Source organism: Mucilaginibacter sp. OK098, from assembly GCF_900142915.1.
Taxonomy (GTDB): domain Bacteria; phylum Bacteroidota; class Bacteroidia; order Sphingobacteriales; family Sphingobacteriaceae; genus Mucilaginibacter.
Genome location: NZ_FRCM01000007.1, coordinates 332,016 through 349,689, shown reverse-complemented (window position 1 = coordinate 349,689; position 17,674 = coordinate 332,016). Strand labels below are relative to the sequence as shown.

The window sequence follows — 17,674 nt, the reverse complement described above, 5'->3', positions numbered from 1 at the left end:
AAACTACAAATAAAAATCAAACTTGTCAGACATACGTCTGTCCTGGCCAATGACTTAATGACTAATGACTAATGACCGACATCCAAACATACAAAGTTTTAAAAACTTCAGTAGTTTTGCCAGATGATTTTCGATCGAAAAAACCTAAATAGTAACCAATTACTTGAGTTTTACAAAAAGTTACTATGGCCGCGCCTTGTTGAGGAGAAAATGCTGATCCTTTTAAGGCAGGGGCGCATAGGCAAATGGTTTTCGGGGATAGGGCAGGAGGCTATTGCCATTGGCAGCACCCTGGCTATGAATAGCGACGAATATATTTTGCCGATGCACCGCAACCTGGGCGTTTTTACCGCCCGCGACATTCCGCTTTCGCGGTTAATGGCGCAATGGCAGGGAAAAGCATCAGGCTTTACCAAGGGCCGCGACCGCTCATTTCATTTCGGAACGCAGGAATATAAGATCATCGGCATGATCTCGCACCTGGGGCCGCAGCTTGCCCTTGCAGATGGCATTGCTCTTGCCGACGTATTGAGCAAACGCAAAAAAGCTACCCTTGTATTTACCGGCGAAGGCGCCACCAGCGAAGGCGATTTTCACGAAGCGTTAAACATTGCCGCTGTTTGGAATTTGCCCGTAATATTTTTAATAGAAAACAATGGTTATGGCTTATCAACCCCGGTAAGCGAGCAATATAACTGTAAATATTTGGTTGATAAAGCTATCGGCTACGGCATGGAAGGGCGGCGAATTGATGGTAACAACCTGCTGGAAGTTTACCATACCGTGAGCGAGCTGGCAGCCAGCATGCGCGAAAACCCCAGACCGGTGTTACTGGAATGTATGACGTTCAGAATGCGGGGACATGAAGAGGCATCAGGCACAAAATACGTACCGCAGCATTTATTTGATACCTGGAAAGAGAAAGACCCGATCCGCAATTTTGAAAATTATTTGCTGGATGAAAATGTTCTTCGTCCCGAATGGATCCCGGAAATGAAAAAGGAGTTTTTTACCCAGATAGAATCAGAAATTGAAAGGGTATTTAACGAGCCTGATATTATCCCTGATGTTGAAACGGAAGTAAAGGATATGTACAAACCTTACAACTTTCCAACCTTTCAACCTTCCAACCTTTCAACAACAAAGCGTTATATTGATGCCATAAGCGATGGATTAAGGCAAAGCATGCGCAAGCACGATAACCTGGTGATAATGGGGCAGGATATTGCAGAATATGGTGGTGCCTTTAAAATCACACAGGGATTTGTGGAGGAATTTGGTCGCGGCCGGGTTCGGAACACACCGATTTGCGAGTCGGGTGTGGTAGGCGCGGCTATGGGATTGGCCATAAATGGTTATAAAGCCGTTATGGAAATGCAGTTTGCTGATTTTGCCACTGTTGGCTTTAACCAAATAATAAATAACCTGGCAAAAACACATTACCGCTGGGAACAGGGGGTTGATGTGGTGATCCGGATGCCCGCAGGTGCAGGCACAGGCGCAGGGCCTTTTCATTCGCAAAGTAACGAGTCCTGGTTCACCAAAACTCCCGGACTAAAAGTTGTTTACCCCGCATTTCCGGCGGATGCTAAAGGGCTGCTGATGGCCGCCATTGACGATCCTAACCCGGTAATGTATTTTGAGCATAAATATTTATACCGCAGCAACAGCGGCGAAGTGCCCGAAGGCGATTATTATATAGAGATAGGTAAAGCCAAAGTAATACAGGAGGGAACAGCAGCTAGTATCATCACTTACGGTCTGGGCGTTCACTGGGCCATTGAATATGCTGCTAAATATCCTGATCTTTCTGTTGAGATAATAGACCTGCGCAGCTTACAGCCCTGGGATAAAGACGCTGTTGAAAAAAGCGCAAAAAAAACCGGCAGGGTACTTATCTTACAGGAAGATACCTTAACCAGTGGTTTTGGTGGCGAGATAGCGGCGCATTTGGCAGAACATTGCTTCAAACACCTGGATGCACCCATTATGCGCTGTGCAAGCCTTGATACAGCTATCCCAATGAACAAAGCGCTGGAGGAGCAGTTCTTGGCAAAAGCCCGTCTTGAAGAAACCATGCAAAAGCTGCTGAATTATTAAATGAATTGAACACTAATGCCACGAATTGAATCGAATTTCACGAATTAAAATCTCCAAAGTCCCGAAATTAATCTTCGACGGTAAGGTTAATTCGTGAAATTCGATCCAATTCGTACAAATTCGTGCTTTTCTTTTCGTTAATTTTTGTTAAACTTTTTGCTGTTTACATGCTATAACGATAATTATAACAGATAAACTTTTACCTTTAGGCTTAGGTTTCTTATTTTCGCAAAATAAGTTAGGTGGAATGAATTGTGATTGAGGTAATAAACTATTAAGGTTATTTGTCTCACGTCTCAAATCTCACATCTCAAAACAAATCTGCATATGGAAGAATTTGAAGCAAGCGCATCGTCAAAAAAAACCAAAACGATATATATATCTACCGTTTTCGGCATCGCTATGGTATTGTCGATGATAGGGCTTTTGGGTTTGATATTGGTTGAGGCAAATAACCTTAGCAGGTATGTAAAAGAAAATATTGTGCTGAATGTTTTTGTTGATGACGCAGCACATGAAACCGATGTATTGCAACTGCAAAAACAGATAGAAGGCAATACTATGGTGAAGCAAACCCAGTACGTAAGTAAAGAGCTTGCAGCCCGTAACCTTCAAAAAGACCTGGGTGAAGATTTTGTAAAATTCCTTGGCTATAATCCACTATCGCAATCATTGGATATTTACCTGAAGGCCGAATACGCCAACAATACCGATATTGAAAAGTTTAAAGCCGAATTGTTAAAAAATCCATTGGTAAAGGAAGTAAAATATCAAAAATCACTGGTTGACCAGATGAACGAGAACATTACCACCATAAGCCTCATCATCCTTGTATTTGCGGGCATATTTGTAGTTTTATCGGTGGCACTTATAAATAATACCATCAGGCTTGCCATTTATTCGCAACGCTTCCTGATCAAATCAATGCAGCTGGTTGGCGCTACTAAAGGGTTTATCCGCAAGCCGTTTATGCTTTATGGCATTTGGCACGGCCTTTTAGGCGGACTGATAGCTATTGTAATTTTAGTAGGAACGCTTTCCCTGGCTTACAAAGAAATCCCCGACCTGATCATCCTCAGAAATTATACAGAATTCGGGTTAATATTTGTTGCGATATTAGGCATAGGGATCTTTATATCAGGGTTCAGCACCTTTTTGGCTGTGAACAAGTTTTTACGTTTAAAAATATATAACCTGTATAGGTAGAGGGTATTTCGGATTTCGGATGTTCCATTTCGGATTTAAGAAATTCACCAAATCACTAATTCAATAATTAAGAAAATATTAAACATGGCACAACAACCATTTAAACCAACTGCCCCGGTAAAAAACACAACCGCTGCTGCTAAGCCGGCTTATAAAGCAACAGAGACAAAACCGGTAAGCTTTATATTTGATAAAGGCAATTACCGCTTATTGATTATCAGCATTGCTGTAGTAGCTTTGGGCTTTATATTAATGAGCGGCACTACCGATATTTATAGCAACACAAAAATTGTTATTGCCCCTTTAGTTGTATTAGGCGGCTTTGCCCTTGGTTTTTTTGCAATATTTAAGAAGCCATCTGTAAAAGTTGATTGAGTTGATTAAGAGAGTGGTTGATTGAGTTAAAATCATCAACCTGATAAAACTTATTCAACTTAATCCAACCCAAGCAACTTAAACAACTTAACCCCTATGAACATCATCCATGTTATAATCCTTGCTATAATTGAAGGATTAACAGAATTTTTGCCGGTATCATCAACCGGGCATTTGGTTATTACAAGCTCGCTAATGGGCATCAGCAAAGATGAATTTGTAAAGCTTTTCGAGATAGTTATCCAGTTGGGCGCCATACTTGCCGTTGTGGTGCTTTATTTTAAACGCTTTTTCCGCTCCATAAACTTTTATATCAAACTGGTAATAGGCGTAATACCCGCCGTTATTTTTGGTTTGCTGTTTAAAAAGAAAATAGATGTATTGCTGGAAAGTCCGCTTGTTGTAGCCATTGCTTTTGTTGTAGGTGGTATTATTCTCCTTTTTGTGGATGACTGGTTTAATAAGCCTACTGTTGACGATGAAGAGCAAATAAGCTACTCAACCGCGTTGAAAATTGGTTTTTTCCAGTGTTTGGCTATGGTGCCGGGGGTATCCCGTTCAGCAGCATCAATTGTTGGTGGTATGTCGCAGAAATTGAGCCGTAAAGCAGCAGCTGAATTTTCTTTCTTCCTTGCAGTGCCCACCATGTTTGGCGCAACTATAAAAGATCTATGGGATTTTCATAAACACAGTACAATAGGCGCTGATGAAATGCACCAGGATATAAAATACCTGCTTATTGGGAGCGCTATAGCGTTCGTAGTTGCTTTACTGGCAATTAAAAGCTTTATTACCTTTTTAGAGAAGAAAGGCTTTAAGCTGTTTGGCTATTACCGTATAGTTGCGGGGATAGTTATTATCATATTGTACTTTACAACCAACGCTTTGCATACGGCATAAACTCTTTTTTCCTTGTCATTGCGATCCGCTGGCTAGCGGAGGGCAACCGCACGCTGTACACAACCGCCAATGCAGGTTCTACACATTTCTGTTCGCCCAGTATAGTTCGCGATTGCTTCGTACCTCGCAATTGACAATTAGGGTCTATCGGGATCAATATAATAATTGATCATACGGATATCTTGCCGTATGGATCTCTTTCACTTCCTCATATAACAGCGTCCTGAACTCTTCCAGGTTTTCCTTTTTTGTGGCTGATATAAATATTGCCGGACTGTTATTTTTTGCCATCCAGCTATTTTTAAAGTCATGTAACGTTAACGGATCCTGTTGTTCTTCCAGCTGGTGCTGTTCAGGCAGAAAAGCATCTATCTTATTAAAAACAGTGATCACCTTTTTGTCAATAGCACCAATATCCTTCAATGTTTCATTTACCGTTCTTATCTGGTCTTCAAAGTTATGGTGCGATATATCAACCACATGCACCAGTATATCCGCTTCGCGAACCTCATCCAGGGTCGATTTAAAACACTCAACCAATTGGTGTGGCAGTTTACGGATAAACCCTACTGTATCTGATAGCAGAAAAGGCACATTCTCAATCACCACTTTCCTAACCGTAGTATCAAGGGTTGCAAACAGCTTGTTCTCGGCAAATACCTCCGATTTGGAGATCATGTTCATAATGGTTGATTTACCCACATTGGTATAACCAACTAAAGCCACGCGGATCATCTGGGTCCGGTTTTTACGCTGGGTCTCGTTTTGCCTGTCTATTTGTTTCAGCTTGTCTTTAAGCAGGGAGATCTTGTTCAGGATCAAACGCCTGTCCGTCTCAATCTGCGACTCACCCGGACCACGCATCCCAATACCGCCCTTCTGGCGTTCCAGGTGGGTCCATAAACGGGTTAATCGTGGTAATAGGTATTGCAGTTGTGCCAACTCAACCTGCGATTTAGCCTGGGCCGACTGTGCCCGCCCGGCAAAAATATCCAGGATCAGGTTATTACGGTCCAGGATCTTTACCTGTAGTTCATTTTCAATATTACGTAATTGCGATGGGGTAAGCTCATCGTCAAAAACTACCATATCAATTTCTTCGGCTGTTACATAAGCCTTAATGTCTTCCAGTCTGCCCGAACCCACAAAAGTAGCCCTGTCTGGTTTCTGCAGCTTTTGTGTGAAAGTTTTTACCGTTTCAGCACCGGCTGTGGCCACTAAAAATTCAAGTTCTTCTAAATATTCTTTTGCCTGCTCATCTGTTTCTCCCTGGGTTATTACGCCCACTAAAACAGCCCGTTCCTGCTTCACAGCAGTATCATAAAATTTTTGCTTCATTAACTAATGATTTACAATATAGATGCCAATATAATAAAATGGCAGTTATTAAGACTTTTTTGCAGAATAAATCGGATGATTATAGCACATTTTCCTATGCAACTATATCTTTAGATGAATATGCATGGTTGATAAACATAACCTCAAAATTACCACGCCATCGCTCGCAATTAACCTGGGTTTACTTTCTCTCTTGATTCCTGATTCTTGACTTCTTAAATCTTTTACCCTTAATTAGTGCCTGGTGTACGGCTTTTATCCCCGTCCGAGATCTCTTTGATCAGGCTACCCCAGTTAAACGGATTCAACAGCGGGTTGGTAATTGAATGTGAGTTGAGCACGCTGTTATGAAAATCCTGGAACCCATTCATTTCGGAGCCATCCCGTGGTAAGGTGCGCTGCAAGCTCAGAATAGATGTACGGCTCAGGTTCTTTTGGGCAATTGCAAGGTCATCATCCGCAATTTTCATGGAGATAAAATCTTTTCTGAATTCTTCAGTAGTTGCCCAGGGGAAAACGTGAAATACCGGCAGGTTAATGATCTGTGGCTTAAGCATTACCTGCGAAGTATAGCTTTTTGAGGTAATGTTTGCAGGAATAACTATAATTACCGGGGCATATCCCACACAGGTAAAACGAATGGTATCGCGCTCATGGGCAGGGAATGAAAAATAGCCCTTATAGTTTGAAATATTAACCAGGTTTTTATTGGTGGTGTTTACAATGCTTACATATGGCACAATAACCCCCACACTATCGGCATTATGCACAATACCGCTAAACTGCACAATAGGCGCTTCCTGCTTTTGCGCAAAAGCTGTTGCTGTTATAAATAAAAAGAAAAGAAAGCCAATTAACTTCTTCATTCAATCAATTCTTTTGTCATTCTAAACTACGCTCAGAATGACAAATTGTTATATTCTACAGTATTTTAATAAAAAGATTCAACCTTTGAACAAAAATAGGTTATTGCTGCAATCTGCATGGCAATTTAACAAATCTTAACACTACCTGAGGTTTTCAGGGAGCACCGCATTCGGGTCGTCTATATCGGTTAGGTTTATAGCTTCAATACCGGTAATTTCGGGCACAGCTTTTTTTATAGCTTCTTCAATCCCCGCCTTTAGCGTCATTATACTCATTGGGCATGACCCGCACGAGCCAAGCAACTTAAGCCTAACTACATTATCGGGAGTGATCTCCTCAATTGAAACATTCCCCCCATCTGTCAGCAAATACGGTCTTATCGTATCCAACGCTGCTTCCACCTGATCTAATAAACTCATTTGTACTATTTTATAAAGTAAAGTTATTAAATATTTTTCATTTGTATATCAAAGCAGTACTGGTACTGCTTATTTAGTTATTCAACGGCTGCGCTGCATTGGCTTTTTCAAAAGCTTTGGCATTGCTTATGGCCACCTGTTGTGCCACGCTTTTAGCCATATCTGTAAAGGCTTTTGCCATCATGCTATCTTCATCCAAAACAATTGGTTTGCCGGTATCGCCACTATCGCTAATACCTTTTATCAACGGGATCTCTCCTAAAAATGGAACATCCAGTTGTGCTGCAAGCTTTTTGCCACCGCCCTGGCCAAATATATAATATTTATTTTCAGGCAGTTCCGCAGGCGTAAAATAAGCCATGTTTTCAACTACTCCCAGTATCGGTACATTAATGGCGGGCATCATAAACATGCCAATCCCTTTTTTTGCATCGGCCAGCGCTACGTTTTGCGGCGTGGTAACAATTACCGCACCCGTTACCGGGAAAGTTTGTGTTACCGTAATATGGATATCCCCGGTTCCCGGCGGCAGGTCAATCACTAAATAATCCAGCTCGCCCCAGTCGGCATCGTTAAATAATTGTTTAACCGCGGTTGATACCATTGGGCCGCGCCATGGCACAGGCTGGTTTGGATCGGTAAAAAAGCCTATCGACAGTAATTTAACACCATATTTCTCAATTGGCTGAATGCGGGTTTTGCCATTAACTTCACTTGCCTGCGGCCGGGCATTTTCCAGTCCAAACATGATCGGGATAGACGGGCCGTAAATATCGGCATCAATCAGGCCCACTTTTGCGCCTGTTTTTGCTAAACCCAAAGCCAGATTTACCGCAACGGTTGACTTACCCACACCACCTTTACCTGATGCTACCGCGATAATATTTTTAACGCCAGGCACCCCGGTATTTTTTTGCGAGGTAACCTGCGATGTCATATTGATGTGCACGTCGGCATCCTTGCTAACAAAATAAAGAATGGCATTGCGGCATGCATTCTCTATCATCGCCTTTAGCGGGCATGCCGGTGTTGTCAATATCACTGAAAAGCTAACGCGGTTGCCCTCAATTTGAATATCCTGGATCATATTCAGGGTAACCAGGTCTTTTTTCAGATCGGGTTCCTCAACATTGCCCAGGGCTTGTAAAATTTGTTCGCGGGTGATGGTCATAATATGATGCGAATTTACTTAAAACGGGGCGAAGTAGTGTCATGTAAATGATAGTTTTGGTTGTAGAGATCAGAGACTGGAGATTAGAGGTTAGTTGGAGTCCGAAAGTCGGAAAAGTCAGTAAAGTCCGGAAGAAAGAGGTATATAATAATTCATCGGGTAAAAGAAATCCTTTAATCTTCAAATCCTATGAATCTTAGTTAAAATCTGCACATTTGCACATCGGCATATCCGCACATCAAAATATGATCTTAGTTACCGGTGCAACAGGTTTTTTAGGTTCAGAAGTAGCCTTGCAACTAGCAGGGCAGGGGCACCGCATTCGCTGTACGCGACGTACTAATTCATTAATCCCTGATATTTTACTTCCCTGCCAGATTGAATGGGTAGAGGCAGATCTGCTGGATTTTTTTGCATTGGAGGATGCTCTTAATGGCGTAACTCAGGTTTATCATTGCGCGGCATGGGTATCATTAAAACAAGCCGATAAAAAGCCCATGATCAGGGCCAACGTTACCGGCACAGCTAACCTGGTTAATTTGTGCATGGAAAAAAATATCCGGCTGGTGCATGTAAGCTCAGTTGCAGCTGTCGGCCTTGCCAAACCCGGCGACCAGATAACCGAAAATCACCACCTTGACCGTGACACTGAAACCGATGGCTATGCCATATCAAAGCTGGAAAGTGAGATGGAGGTTTGGCGCGGCATTGCCGAGGGACTGGATGCGGTGATTGTTAATCCTTCAATAATTTTAGGCGCCAATGCGGGTACAACAGGCAGCGGGCAACTATTTGAAACCGTTAGAAAGGGACTTAAATTTTATACTGCGGGCAGCTCGGGCTTTGTTGATGTGGAAGATGTTGCCAAATGCATGATAGGGTTAATGAATAGCGATATTAATGGCGAAAGGTATATTATCAGCGCTGAAAACCGTAAATACAAACAAATTACTGCCGAAATTGCCGATGGCTTCGGCATAAAACCCCCGGCAACATTAGCTAAACCCTGGGTGATGAATTTAGCGTGGCGGGCAGCCCGGATAATTGGAGTATTAACCGGTAAATCACCTTCATTAGACAAAGTTTCAGCCCAGGCTGCTATCATGAAGCGCGATTATGATAATAAGAAAATAAAAAAAGCAATAGGGATTGAGTTTAAGCCTTTGAGTGATACGATAAAGGAGGTTTGTGAAAGGTTAGCCGGATCAAAATAATTTGCCCTATACAATTTATATATGAATACTAATGAGTTAAAAGAGCTGCAGGCTCCGATCAAAGAAAAGTACAAGGTAGAACCCGGTTCGGCTTTAATTACTTTAAAAGCGCAGGGTAATATTGGCGAAGGTATCTCCTGCAAAGTTGATACCGGTCGCGCATTGGTTGAAGCAGGCCTTCATCCGGCAACGGGGGGCGACGGAATGCTTGCCTGTTCTGGCGATATGCTGCTGGAAGCGTTAGTAGCCTGTGCCGGCGTTACTTTAAGCGCTGTAGCTACTGCCATTGGGGTAGAAATTAAAAGCGGCACCGTTAAAGCTGAAGGCGACCTTGATTTCCGTGGCACTTTAGGGGTTTCAAAAGAAGCTGCTGTAGGGTTTAAACAGATCAGGCTTAGCTTTGATCTGGATTCAGATGCGACAGAAGAGCAGCTTGCAAGCCTTTCAAAGCTTACCGAAAGGTATTGTGTTATCTATCAGACCATTCGCGGTGGAACGGATCTTGAAACCAGTTATAATATTACGTAGAGACACAATACTTTGTGTCTCTGCAAATAACCTAATATTGCCCAACAGATAGCAGCACCAGCGTACAGGCATATTCCGTTTTAATTCCCTTTTCATTGGCCATTCGGCGCAGTTCTGAATTTTCGGTGCCGGGGTTAAAGATGATGCGCTTGGGGTGGGTATCCAGTATATAATTGTACAACCCTTCCTGGTTTACCGGGCCAACATACAGCGTTATGGTATCAATGTCATTGTGAATAGTTTCCGGCTTTTCAATAGGCACACCTGCAACTTCGCCCTCCTTTATACCTACGTTCACAATGGTGTGCCCGCTCCGTACCAGCCTGTTGGCGGCGAGGTTTGCGTATCGCCCTTCGTTGGGTGTTGCGCCTAATATTAATGTTTTTTTATCCACTTTATTATGATTTCACTGATTATTAAGCCGTGATATTATAATCATCCAATAATCCTTGTTAACAACGCAATTTGTGCAGAATGGTATACATGGTGTTGTAACAATCCTCTTACTAATTCTTCATAGCTTACACCTGTCCCCAGCTCTGAATTGCGCTCATCAAGAATGGGTTCACTCCATTGCTCCTCTGTGTAGCTTTGAATAATACCCAGCAAATTTACGTTAACCAGCTTCAGATCATTGACATATTGCTGCCATTTTTGCTCATCAGGTGTACCGGGATCGGGCCAGTCGCCGCTTGAGGGTTGTTGTGCTGTCATTTCATTCATGCGGTCCATCACCTCTTCTGTCCATGAGAGCATGTGCAGCACAATGCCGGCAATATTATGTACCGCTCCGGCAGGTTTCTCATAAGCCGTTTCAAAGCTTACTTTTTCAAGGATAGTGTAAACCGGTGCACCATACCAGGGATCGCCCGATAATACTTGTTCTAATTCTTTGCTTAATTTTTCTGAAATGGTCATGTTTATATTTTTGATGCTGCAATGGCGCAGTTTATTCCATCAATGGCAGCAGAAATTATGCCACCTGCATAGCCTGCGCCCTCGCCGCATGGAAACAATCCTGTTACCTGTGGATGCTGTAGCGTCTCTTTATCCCGCGGCACTTTTACTGGCGATGATGTGCGCGACTCAACACCTACTAAAATAGCCTCGTTGGTATAATAGCCTTTCATTTTGCGCCCAAAAGCGGGCAGGGCCTTACGCAGGCGTTCATTGATCCAGCCGGGTAAAATTTCTTTTAGCTCAACAGACTTTGTGCCGGGCAGATAAGAGTTTTCAGGCAGGTCTTTCGAGATCCGGTTCTCTACAAAATCAATCATCCTTTGTCCGGGGGCAACTAAATTTCCACCGCCTGCTTTAAATGCCAGCTTTTCTATTTCCTGCTGAAAGCGGAGCATCCTTAACGGATCATTCATGTCGCCTTTAACATCTTCCGAATTTATCTGTACCACGGTACCTGAGTTTGCAAAGGGATTGTTCCGTTTTGAAGGGCTCCAGCCATTTACCACTATTTCCTCAGCCTCGGTTGCGCAGGGCGTAATAATACCTCCCGGACACATACAAAAAGAGAATACCCCCCTGTTTTCCACCTGTTCAACCAGGTTATAATAGGACGGCGGCAGATCGGGTCCGCGGAACTCGCAATGATATTGGGCTTGGTCTATTATCTCCTGTGGGTGTTCTATCCTTACACCTAAAGCAAAAGGCTTGGCTTCAATTAAAATGTTTTGATGATGCAGCATTTCAAAAATATCCCTTGCCGAGTGTCCTGTCGCCAGGATCACCGCATCGGCCATTATCTTTTGGCCATTGGCCAGCTCAACACCCTTTATCTTTCCAAATTCAACCAACAGGCTGATTACTTTGGCATCAAAAAGCACCTCGCCACCTGCGTTCACAATGCTGTCTTTTATTGAGGTGATGATCTGCGGTAATTTATTGGTGCCGATATGCGGGCGGGCATCAATCAAAATATCCTCAGTAGCGCCATGGGCCACAAAGGTTTTTAATACTGCGTTTACATCACCGCGTTTGGTTGAGCGGGTGTATAGCTTGCCATCAGAATAAGTGCCAGCGCCACCCTCGCCAAAACAATAATTTGATTCGGGGTTTACCAGGCCTTGTTTGTTGATGTTTGCCAGGTCGCGGCGGCGTTGTTTTACATCTTTGCCGCGTTCAACTATTATAGGCTTTAAACCCAGCTCAATGCATTGCAATGCGGCAAACAGCCCTGCCGGACCAGCGCCTATTATAATAACAGGCTTAGCTGTTTTAACATCCGGGTATTTAACCGTAAAAGTTTCGGGCACATATAGTTCATCCATAAACACCTGCACCTGCATGCGGTAAACCACCCTGCGGCCACGGGCATCAATGGAGCGCTTAAGAATTTTTAAGGCGGAGATCTTTTGCGGAGAGATGTTTAATGCGGTAGCGGCAATCTTTATTAAAGCGCCTTCATCTTCCTGTTGCCCCGGGGGACAAACAATTTCAATTTCTTTTATCATGCTATTGCCGGGTTTTTATCCCGGATAGGGCAAAGATAGGGAAAATGGGATTACATTGATAATTTGCCATATGCGTTGGTTTTGAACCATGATTCGCTTGATTGAAGGATTTTCCTGATACCTTTAATCCTGTTTAATGATAATTTAAACAAATTCGCAAGACATCATGGGCATCTTTAAATCCTATTAATCATGGTTCAAACATTTTCGGCTCTGCCGGACATTGCAAATGTTTGTTTTATACAGGCTACCCCAACCCCTTCCCCATACAAATACTATTCTCAACCCCAACATAATGCCCGTAGGCAGGTATTATTTCGTAACCGCATTTTAGATAAAGGCTTATAGCCTCGGGTTGGTTTGTGCCGGTTTCAAGTATGCAATTTTGAAAGTTTAATTCTGCCGCCCAGGCCTCCAATTCATTTAATACCTGTATTGCAATGCCTTTGCCCCGATGTTCATCAGCAACAAACATTCTCTTAATTTCAATATCGGTTTCGTTATACGGCCTTAACGCACCACAGCCAGCAGGTGCGTCATCCAAATAAGCAATCACCACATTTTTAATTTTATCCAGTTTGTTAAACTGACTGAAAAAACCTTGCTGTGCGCCATATCGGTTTTCCAGGTCTTTATCCAGATGGATTATTAAATTACGGAAACCGGCGTCATCAGAGTCGGTTCTTTTAAGGGTGATGCTTTGTGCAGTTCCATTCATTGTGATCATTAAGCTAACAGGCTTAAAATTAATAAAAATACCAATTTGTTTTACCCGGTTGGCAGTTCTGCAACGAACCATCAACCATGATCTGTGAATCCCAACCAAATCGTCCGCCTTTGTATCACCTACCGTTCGGAAACGAACAGTTTCGTAGATGGTGTAAAATTTATTTGTTTGATAATCAGTAATTTAAAATAAGGGTATCAATATTGGCATAGTGGTACCAAATACAACAAGATGATGACCACCGATATAAAATTAGCTGAAATTTGGGAAGGCTGCCTGAAAAACGATCGTAAGCAACAGGAACTTTTATATAAAACCCTGGCGCCGAGGATGCTGGCTGTGTGCATGCGTTATGCTCATGATAAAGACGAAGCCCAGGATATTTTACAGGAAGGCTTTATAAAGATGTTCAAAAACGCACACAATTTCCGTGGTGATGGCAATCTTGAAGGATGGATCCGCCGCATTATGGTTCATTGTGCTATATCACGTTACCGCAAACTTAAACCAATGGTTTTGGTAGAAGATTTTACCGAAGAGAACAGCGGGTTCAGCAGCGGCTACAATGCCCACGGACTGGAAGCTAAGGACCTGATGAAGATGATCCAGAAGCTGCCGCAAACTTATCGCTCTGTATTTAATATGTACGCCATTGAAGGCTACTCGCACCAGGAGATCGGCACCAAACTGGGGATGACCGAGTTGTTATCCCGCACCAACCTGCACCGCGCCCGCGCCATTTTAAAAGATATGGTGAACAAGCTTACCGCCAATGAAATGCATTATATGGCGGGCTGAGGGTAATTGGTTAGGTTGATCAAGATCCTTTTTTCCTTGTCCACGCCCCATGTTTGTGTCCTCACAAACATAGGGCGTGAGGATAAAAACAATTCCGAAATCGAAATTCCGACTTCCGAAGTCCTTCTTCTACTTCACTCTTTTATAAATATCTTTCAAATTTCTGCCCATTTCTTTGTAATCCAGGCCGTAGCCTACAACAAACTCATTCTCAATTTCAAAGCCTATATATTTTAGCTCTTCAATTGGCTTTAACAAGGCAGCGGGCTTTAACAGCAGGGAGCACAGCGCTATTGTGGCCGGTTGTTTTAACTTAAGTTTCTCTAACAAATAGTGTGCTGTATTGCCGGTATCAACAATATCTTCAATAACTACAACATCCCGGCCTTTTATATCAACGCTAAAATCAATATCATCGCGAATTTTGAGGCTGCTTTTGGTACCGCCATAATAAGAAGCCAGTTTGGTAAAAGTGATCTCGCAGGGGATGTCTATTTGTTTAATAATATCTGCAATAAACAAAAAGCTGCCGTTTAAAACACCTACAAATACCGGTATAGTATGCTGATAGTCAGTATTCAGCTGTTTGCCAATAGCTTGTATGCGATTGTCAATAGCTGCGGATTCTATAAGCGGTTCAAACTCTAAATCGGCTATTTGTTTTTTCATGTGCTAAATTTAGTAAAAATTAGTCCGAAAGTCGGGGAAGTCCAGGAGTCCGGAAGAAAAATAATGAACATGTTACAGTATTTGAGTGGCTTTATGTTATCTCTGTTTAAAAGCCATCAATAATTTTGCTTTTTCTTTCAGTCTTTCCCGACTTTCGGACTTTTCCGACTTAAACCCTATCTTTGCGCCTCAATCATGACGGATTACCAGGTTCACACGTTATCCAACGGCATCAGGATACTTTATAAACATGCAACATCAACAATAACGCATTGCTGTTTTATTGTTAATGCCGGCTCGCGCGATGAAACAGAACATCAAACCGGCCTGGCTCACTTTATTGAACATTTACTGTTTAAGGAAACGGAAAGGCGCAGCACCAACCAGATCCTGAACCGCCTTGAGCTTGTAGGGGCCGACCTTAATGCCTATACAACCAAAGAGTATACCTGCATCCATGCGTCGCTGTTAAACCAGCATTTGGAGCGTACAATTGACCTTTTTGAGGATATTTTATTTCATTCCACCTTTCCGGAAGATGAGCAGGAAAAAGAAAGAGGAGTAATACTGGATGAGATTTCTTCTTATCTTGATCAGCCAGAGGAAGCCATTCAGGATGATTTTGAGGAATTATTGTTTAGGGGACACCCGATAGGTAATAATATTTTAGGCACACCTGAAACCGTTGCCAAATTGAACAGCGCAGATATTAATCAATTTATTGCCGCAAACTATAACACTTCAGAAATGATTTTTGCCGTTTTTGGCGATTATGATTTTAAAAAGGTAACTAAACTTGCCGAAAAATATTTTGGCGCTATCCCGGCAAACTATTCAAAAAAACACAGGGTTACTCCCGCGGAGATCCTTTCAACAAAAAGCATCATTACCAAGCCCATCTCGCAAACGCATTGCATTATTGGCAGCCGGGCCTATCCGTCGGCCCATGAGCATAAAAATGGCTTATTGCTTTTAAATAACCTGTTGGGCGGCATGGGAATGAGCAGCAGACTGAATCTTGAAATAAGGGAGAAACATGGCATAGCTTATACTGTTGAATCAAACTATACCTCGTTAACCGATACAGGGATTTTCTCCGTTTATTTTGGGACCGATAGCGAAAAAGCTGAAAAAGCAACCAGGCTGATCCATAAAGAATTAAAAAAACTGCGCGATAATAAATTAGGTACCCTGCAGTTGCACCAGGCCAAAGAAAAATTTATTGGCCAGATAGCCTTAGCCGAAGAAAACCGGATGAGCCTGATCATTTCTATGGCTAAAAGCCTGCTTGATTTTAATTATGTGGACACACTGCAGGAGGTATTCGACAAAATTAATGCGGTAACAGCCGAACAATTGTTAGAAATAAGTAACGAAATTTTTGATAATGACAGGATGATTACCTTACTATTTGAGCCTAAGCAATAAAGCCGTATTTTTGCACAATGAAATTTCCTATTATAGCATACGGCGATCCTGTTTTAAGAAGAAAAGCGACAGCCATTGAGCCGGATGAATATCCGCATATAAAAGAGTTAGTTGAAAATTTGTACGAAACCATGTATGGCGCACATGGTGTGGGCTTAGCTGCACCCCAGGTTGGTTTATCCATGCGCTTATTTGTTGTTGACGTTTCATCATTTGAGGATAAAGAGCCTGAGTTGAAAGACTTTAAAAAGGCTTTTATAAATGCCAATATTTTAGAAGAAACCGGCGAAGAATGGGCGTTTAACGAAGGCTGCCTTAGTATCCCCGATATAAGAGAAGATGTTTACCGCAAGCCAACCATAAAAATTTCTTATTACGATGAAAACTGGAAACACTATGAAGAAACGTTTTCAGGCATGGCTGCGCGTGTTATACAGCATGAATATGACCATATTGAAGGCAAGTTGTTTACCGATAAGCTAAGCCCGCTCCGCAAACGCCTGTTAGAGAAAAAACTAACCGATATTTCAAAAGGGATAGTTGATGTTGAATACAGAATGAAATTCCCGGCTGCCAAGAAAGGAAGGTAGAGTCCAGCCCCTAAAGAGAGTTTAAAATATAGATATAACAAAAATGCCCGGATTTTTCCGGGCATTTTTGCTATATCTCGATCAGGGTTCAAAACCTTTACGCCTTCTTTATGGTATTCTTAACCGGCCTTGCAGCTTTCACCGTTTCAAAGGTATCTCCCGGCTCGGCTTTTTCTTTAAAGGGTTCGGCTTTAACCGGCGCCGGCTTTTCAGCCAGCTGGGCCAATATGGTGCGGCCGCCTTTTACTACCTGGCCAAGCTCAACTTTTATTTCTGTTCCTAATGGTAAAAATACGTCAACGCGCGATCCGAACTTTATAAAGCCAAACTGCGCACCCTGCTCAACCACATCACCTTCTTTTACATACCACACAATGCGGCGGGCAAGTGCCCCTGCAATCTGCCGGAACAATACGGTTACGCCATTATTGTTTTCAATAGCAATGGTGGTCCGCTCGTTTTCGGTTGATGATTTCGGGTGCCAGGCCACCAGGTATTTACCCGGGTTGTATTTAAAATATTTAACTACACCCGCTATAGGGTTACGGTTTATGTGCACATTTATTGGCGACATGAAAATCGAAAGCTGGATCCTTTTATCTTTCAAAAACTCTGTTTCAACAGTTTCTTCAATCACCACCACTTTCCCGTCTGCAGGGCAAAGTACATACTTATCATCTGTGTCAATGTTCACCTTCGGGCTGCGAAAAAACTGCACAATGGTAACAAAAAGTAAAAAAGAAAGTATATAAACTATCCATTTTACCACATGCGCTTCAGGGAAGTAAAATGATATAAATGCATTCAATACAAATATGAACAGGACGCAAATAGCTAAGGATGTGTATCCTTCTTTATGAAAAGTCATCATTGGGGGTT

The 17,674-nt window shown here is 42.5% G+C and carries 18 protein-coding genes and 1 pseudogene; 9 read left to right on the top strand and 10 right to left on the bottom strand.

The features are described 5' to 3' along the window. The first annotated feature begins 123 nt into the window (after positions 1 to 123). The 4 genes from BUE31_RS24140 (at position 124) to BUE31_RS24125 (ending at position 4,581) form a co-directional block, all read left to right on the top strand. Complete coding sequence (locus tag BUE31_RS24140) at positions 124 to 2,100, top strand: alpha-ketoacid dehydrogenase subunit alpha/beta (protein ID WP_073406414.1); 1,977 nt, start codon at positions 124 to 126, stop codon at positions 2,098 to 2,100. A 327-nt stretch (positions 2,101 to 2,427) separates the two neighbouring features. Continuing rightward, the gene (locus BUE31_RS24135; protein WP_073406413.1) at positions 2,428 to 3,306 is read left to right on the top strand and encodes a cell division protein FtsX; all 879 of its coding nucleotides are present in this window, start codon (positions 2,428 to 2,430) and stop codon (positions 3,304 to 3,306) included. Between the two features lie 84 nt (positions 3,307 to 3,390). Continuing rightward, on the top strand, positions 3,391 to 3,681 hold the full coding sequence (locus BUE31_RS24130; protein ID WP_083620260.1) for a DUF3098 domain-containing protein: 291 nt from the start codon (positions 3,391 to 3,393) through the stop codon (positions 3,679 to 3,681). A gap of 96 nt (positions 3,682 to 3,777) precedes the next feature. After that, the gene (locus BUE31_RS24125; protein ID WP_073406412.1) at positions 3,778 to 4,581 is read left to right on the top strand and encodes an undecaprenyl-diphosphate phosphatase; all 804 of its coding nucleotides are present in this window, start codon (positions 3,778 to 3,780) and stop codon (positions 4,579 to 4,581) included. 153 nt (positions 4,582 to 4,734) lie between these two features. Here BUE31_RS24125 and hflX read toward each other — a convergent pair whose 3' ends face one another. The 4 genes from hflX to BUE31_RS24105 form a co-directional block, all read right to left on the bottom strand. After that, a complete protein-coding gene (gene hflX, locus BUE31_RS24120; RefSeq protein ID WP_073406411.1) occupies positions 4,735 to 5,919 on the bottom strand; it encodes a GTPase HflX in 1,185 nt (394 codons plus the stop codon). A gap of 230 nt (positions 5,920 to 6,149) precedes the next feature. After that, complete coding sequence (locus BUE31_RS24115; RefSeq protein WP_073406410.1) at positions 6,150 to 6,785, bottom strand: hypothetical protein; 636 nt, start codon at positions 6,783 to 6,785, stop codon at positions 6,150 to 6,152. A gap of 141 nt (positions 6,786 to 6,926) precedes the next feature. Then, on the bottom strand, positions 6,927 to 7,205 hold the full coding sequence (locus BUE31_RS24110; RefSeq protein WP_073406409.1) for a NifU family protein: 279 nt from the start codon (positions 7,203 to 7,205) through the stop codon (positions 6,927 to 6,929). 73 nt (positions 7,206 to 7,278) lie between these two features. Continuing rightward, on the bottom strand, positions 7,279 to 8,376 hold the full coding sequence (locus BUE31_RS24105) for an Mrp/NBP35 family ATP-binding protein (RefSeq protein ID WP_073406408.1): 1,098 nt from the start codon (positions 8,374 to 8,376) through the stop codon (positions 7,279 to 7,281). 245 nt (positions 8,377 to 8,621) lie between these two features. Here BUE31_RS24105 and BUE31_RS24100 point away from each other — a divergent pair, with 245 nt between their 5' ends. Beyond that, positions 8,622 to 9,590 carry an NAD-dependent epimerase/dehydratase family protein gene (locus tag BUE31_RS24100; protein WP_073406407.1) on the top strand — a complete coding sequence of 323 codons (969 nt, stop codon included), beginning with the start codon at positions 8,622 to 8,624 and terminating at the stop codon, positions 9,588 to 9,590. A 21-nt stretch (positions 9,591 to 9,611) separates the two neighbouring features. After that, positions 9,612 to 10,118, top strand: coding sequence for an OsmC family protein (locus BUE31_RS24095; protein ID WP_073406406.1), 507 nt, complete (start codon positions 9,612 to 9,614; stop codon positions 10,116 to 10,118). 31 nt (positions 10,119 to 10,149) lie between these two features. On the opposite strand, the gene BUE31_RS24090 is transcribed toward BUE31_RS24095, so the two are convergent. From BUE31_RS24090 to BUE31_RS24075, 4 genes are all read right to left on the bottom strand, one after another. Further along, positions 10,150 to 10,512, bottom strand: a complete 363-nt coding sequence (locus BUE31_RS24090) for a CoA-binding protein (protein ID WP_073406405.1) — start codon at positions 10,510 to 10,512, stop codon at positions 10,150 to 10,152. A gap of 41 nt (positions 10,513 to 10,553) precedes the next feature. Next, on the bottom strand, positions 10,554 to 11,036 hold the full coding sequence (locus BUE31_RS24085) for a DinB family protein (protein ID WP_073406404.1): 483 nt from the start codon (positions 11,034 to 11,036) through the stop codon (positions 10,554 to 10,556). Between the two features lie 2 nt (positions 11,037 to 11,038). Further along, positions 11,039 to 12,583 (bottom strand): NAD(P)/FAD-dependent oxidoreductase, encoded by a 1,545-nt coding sequence (locus BUE31_RS24080; protein ID WP_073406403.1) that lies wholly within the window; start codon positions 12,581 to 12,583, stop codon positions 11,039 to 11,041. A 247-nt stretch (positions 12,584 to 12,830) separates the two neighbouring features. Further along, positions 12,831 to 13,310, bottom strand: a complete 480-nt coding sequence (locus tag BUE31_RS24075; protein WP_234997896.1) for a GNAT family N-acetyltransferase — start codon at positions 13,308 to 13,310, stop codon at positions 12,831 to 12,833. A gap of 231 nt (positions 13,311 to 13,541) precedes the next feature. Between BUE31_RS24075 and BUE31_RS24070 the strand changes: the two genes are divergently transcribed. Beyond that, positions 13,542 to 14,108, top strand: coding sequence for an RNA polymerase sigma factor (locus BUE31_RS24070; RefSeq protein WP_073406402.1), 567 nt, complete (start codon positions 13,542 to 13,544; stop codon positions 14,106 to 14,108). 129 nt (positions 14,109 to 14,237) lie between these two features. Here BUE31_RS24070 and hpt read toward each other — a convergent pair whose 3' ends face one another. Next, positions 14,238 to 14,777 (bottom strand): hypoxanthine phosphoribosyltransferase, encoded by a 540-nt coding sequence (gene hpt / locus BUE31_RS24065; protein ID WP_073406401.1) that lies wholly within the window; start codon positions 14,775 to 14,777, stop codon positions 14,238 to 14,240. A gap of 195 nt (positions 14,778 to 14,972) precedes the next feature. Here hpt and BUE31_RS24060 point away from each other — a divergent pair, with 195 nt between their 5' ends. Together BUE31_RS24060 and def are read left to right on the top strand one after the other, a co-directional pair. Then, entirely contained in the window at positions 14,973 to 16,205 is a 1,233-nt protein-coding gene (locus tag BUE31_RS24060; protein WP_073406400.1) for a M16 family metallopeptidase, read from the top strand. 17 nt (positions 16,206 to 16,222) lie between these two features. Beyond that, a complete protein-coding gene (def, locus tag BUE31_RS24055; RefSeq protein WP_073406399.1) occupies positions 16,223 to 16,795 on the top strand; it encodes a peptide deformylase in 573 nt (190 codons plus the stop codon). Between the two features lie 214 nt (positions 16,796 to 17,009). Here the strand turns inward: def and BUE31_RS24050 are convergent. Then, positions 17,010 to 17,663: pseudogene (locus tag BUE31_RS24050) on the bottom strand (phosphatidylserine decarboxylase family protein); the annotation flags it as partial. Positions 17,664 to 17,674 lie beyond the last annotated feature (11 nt).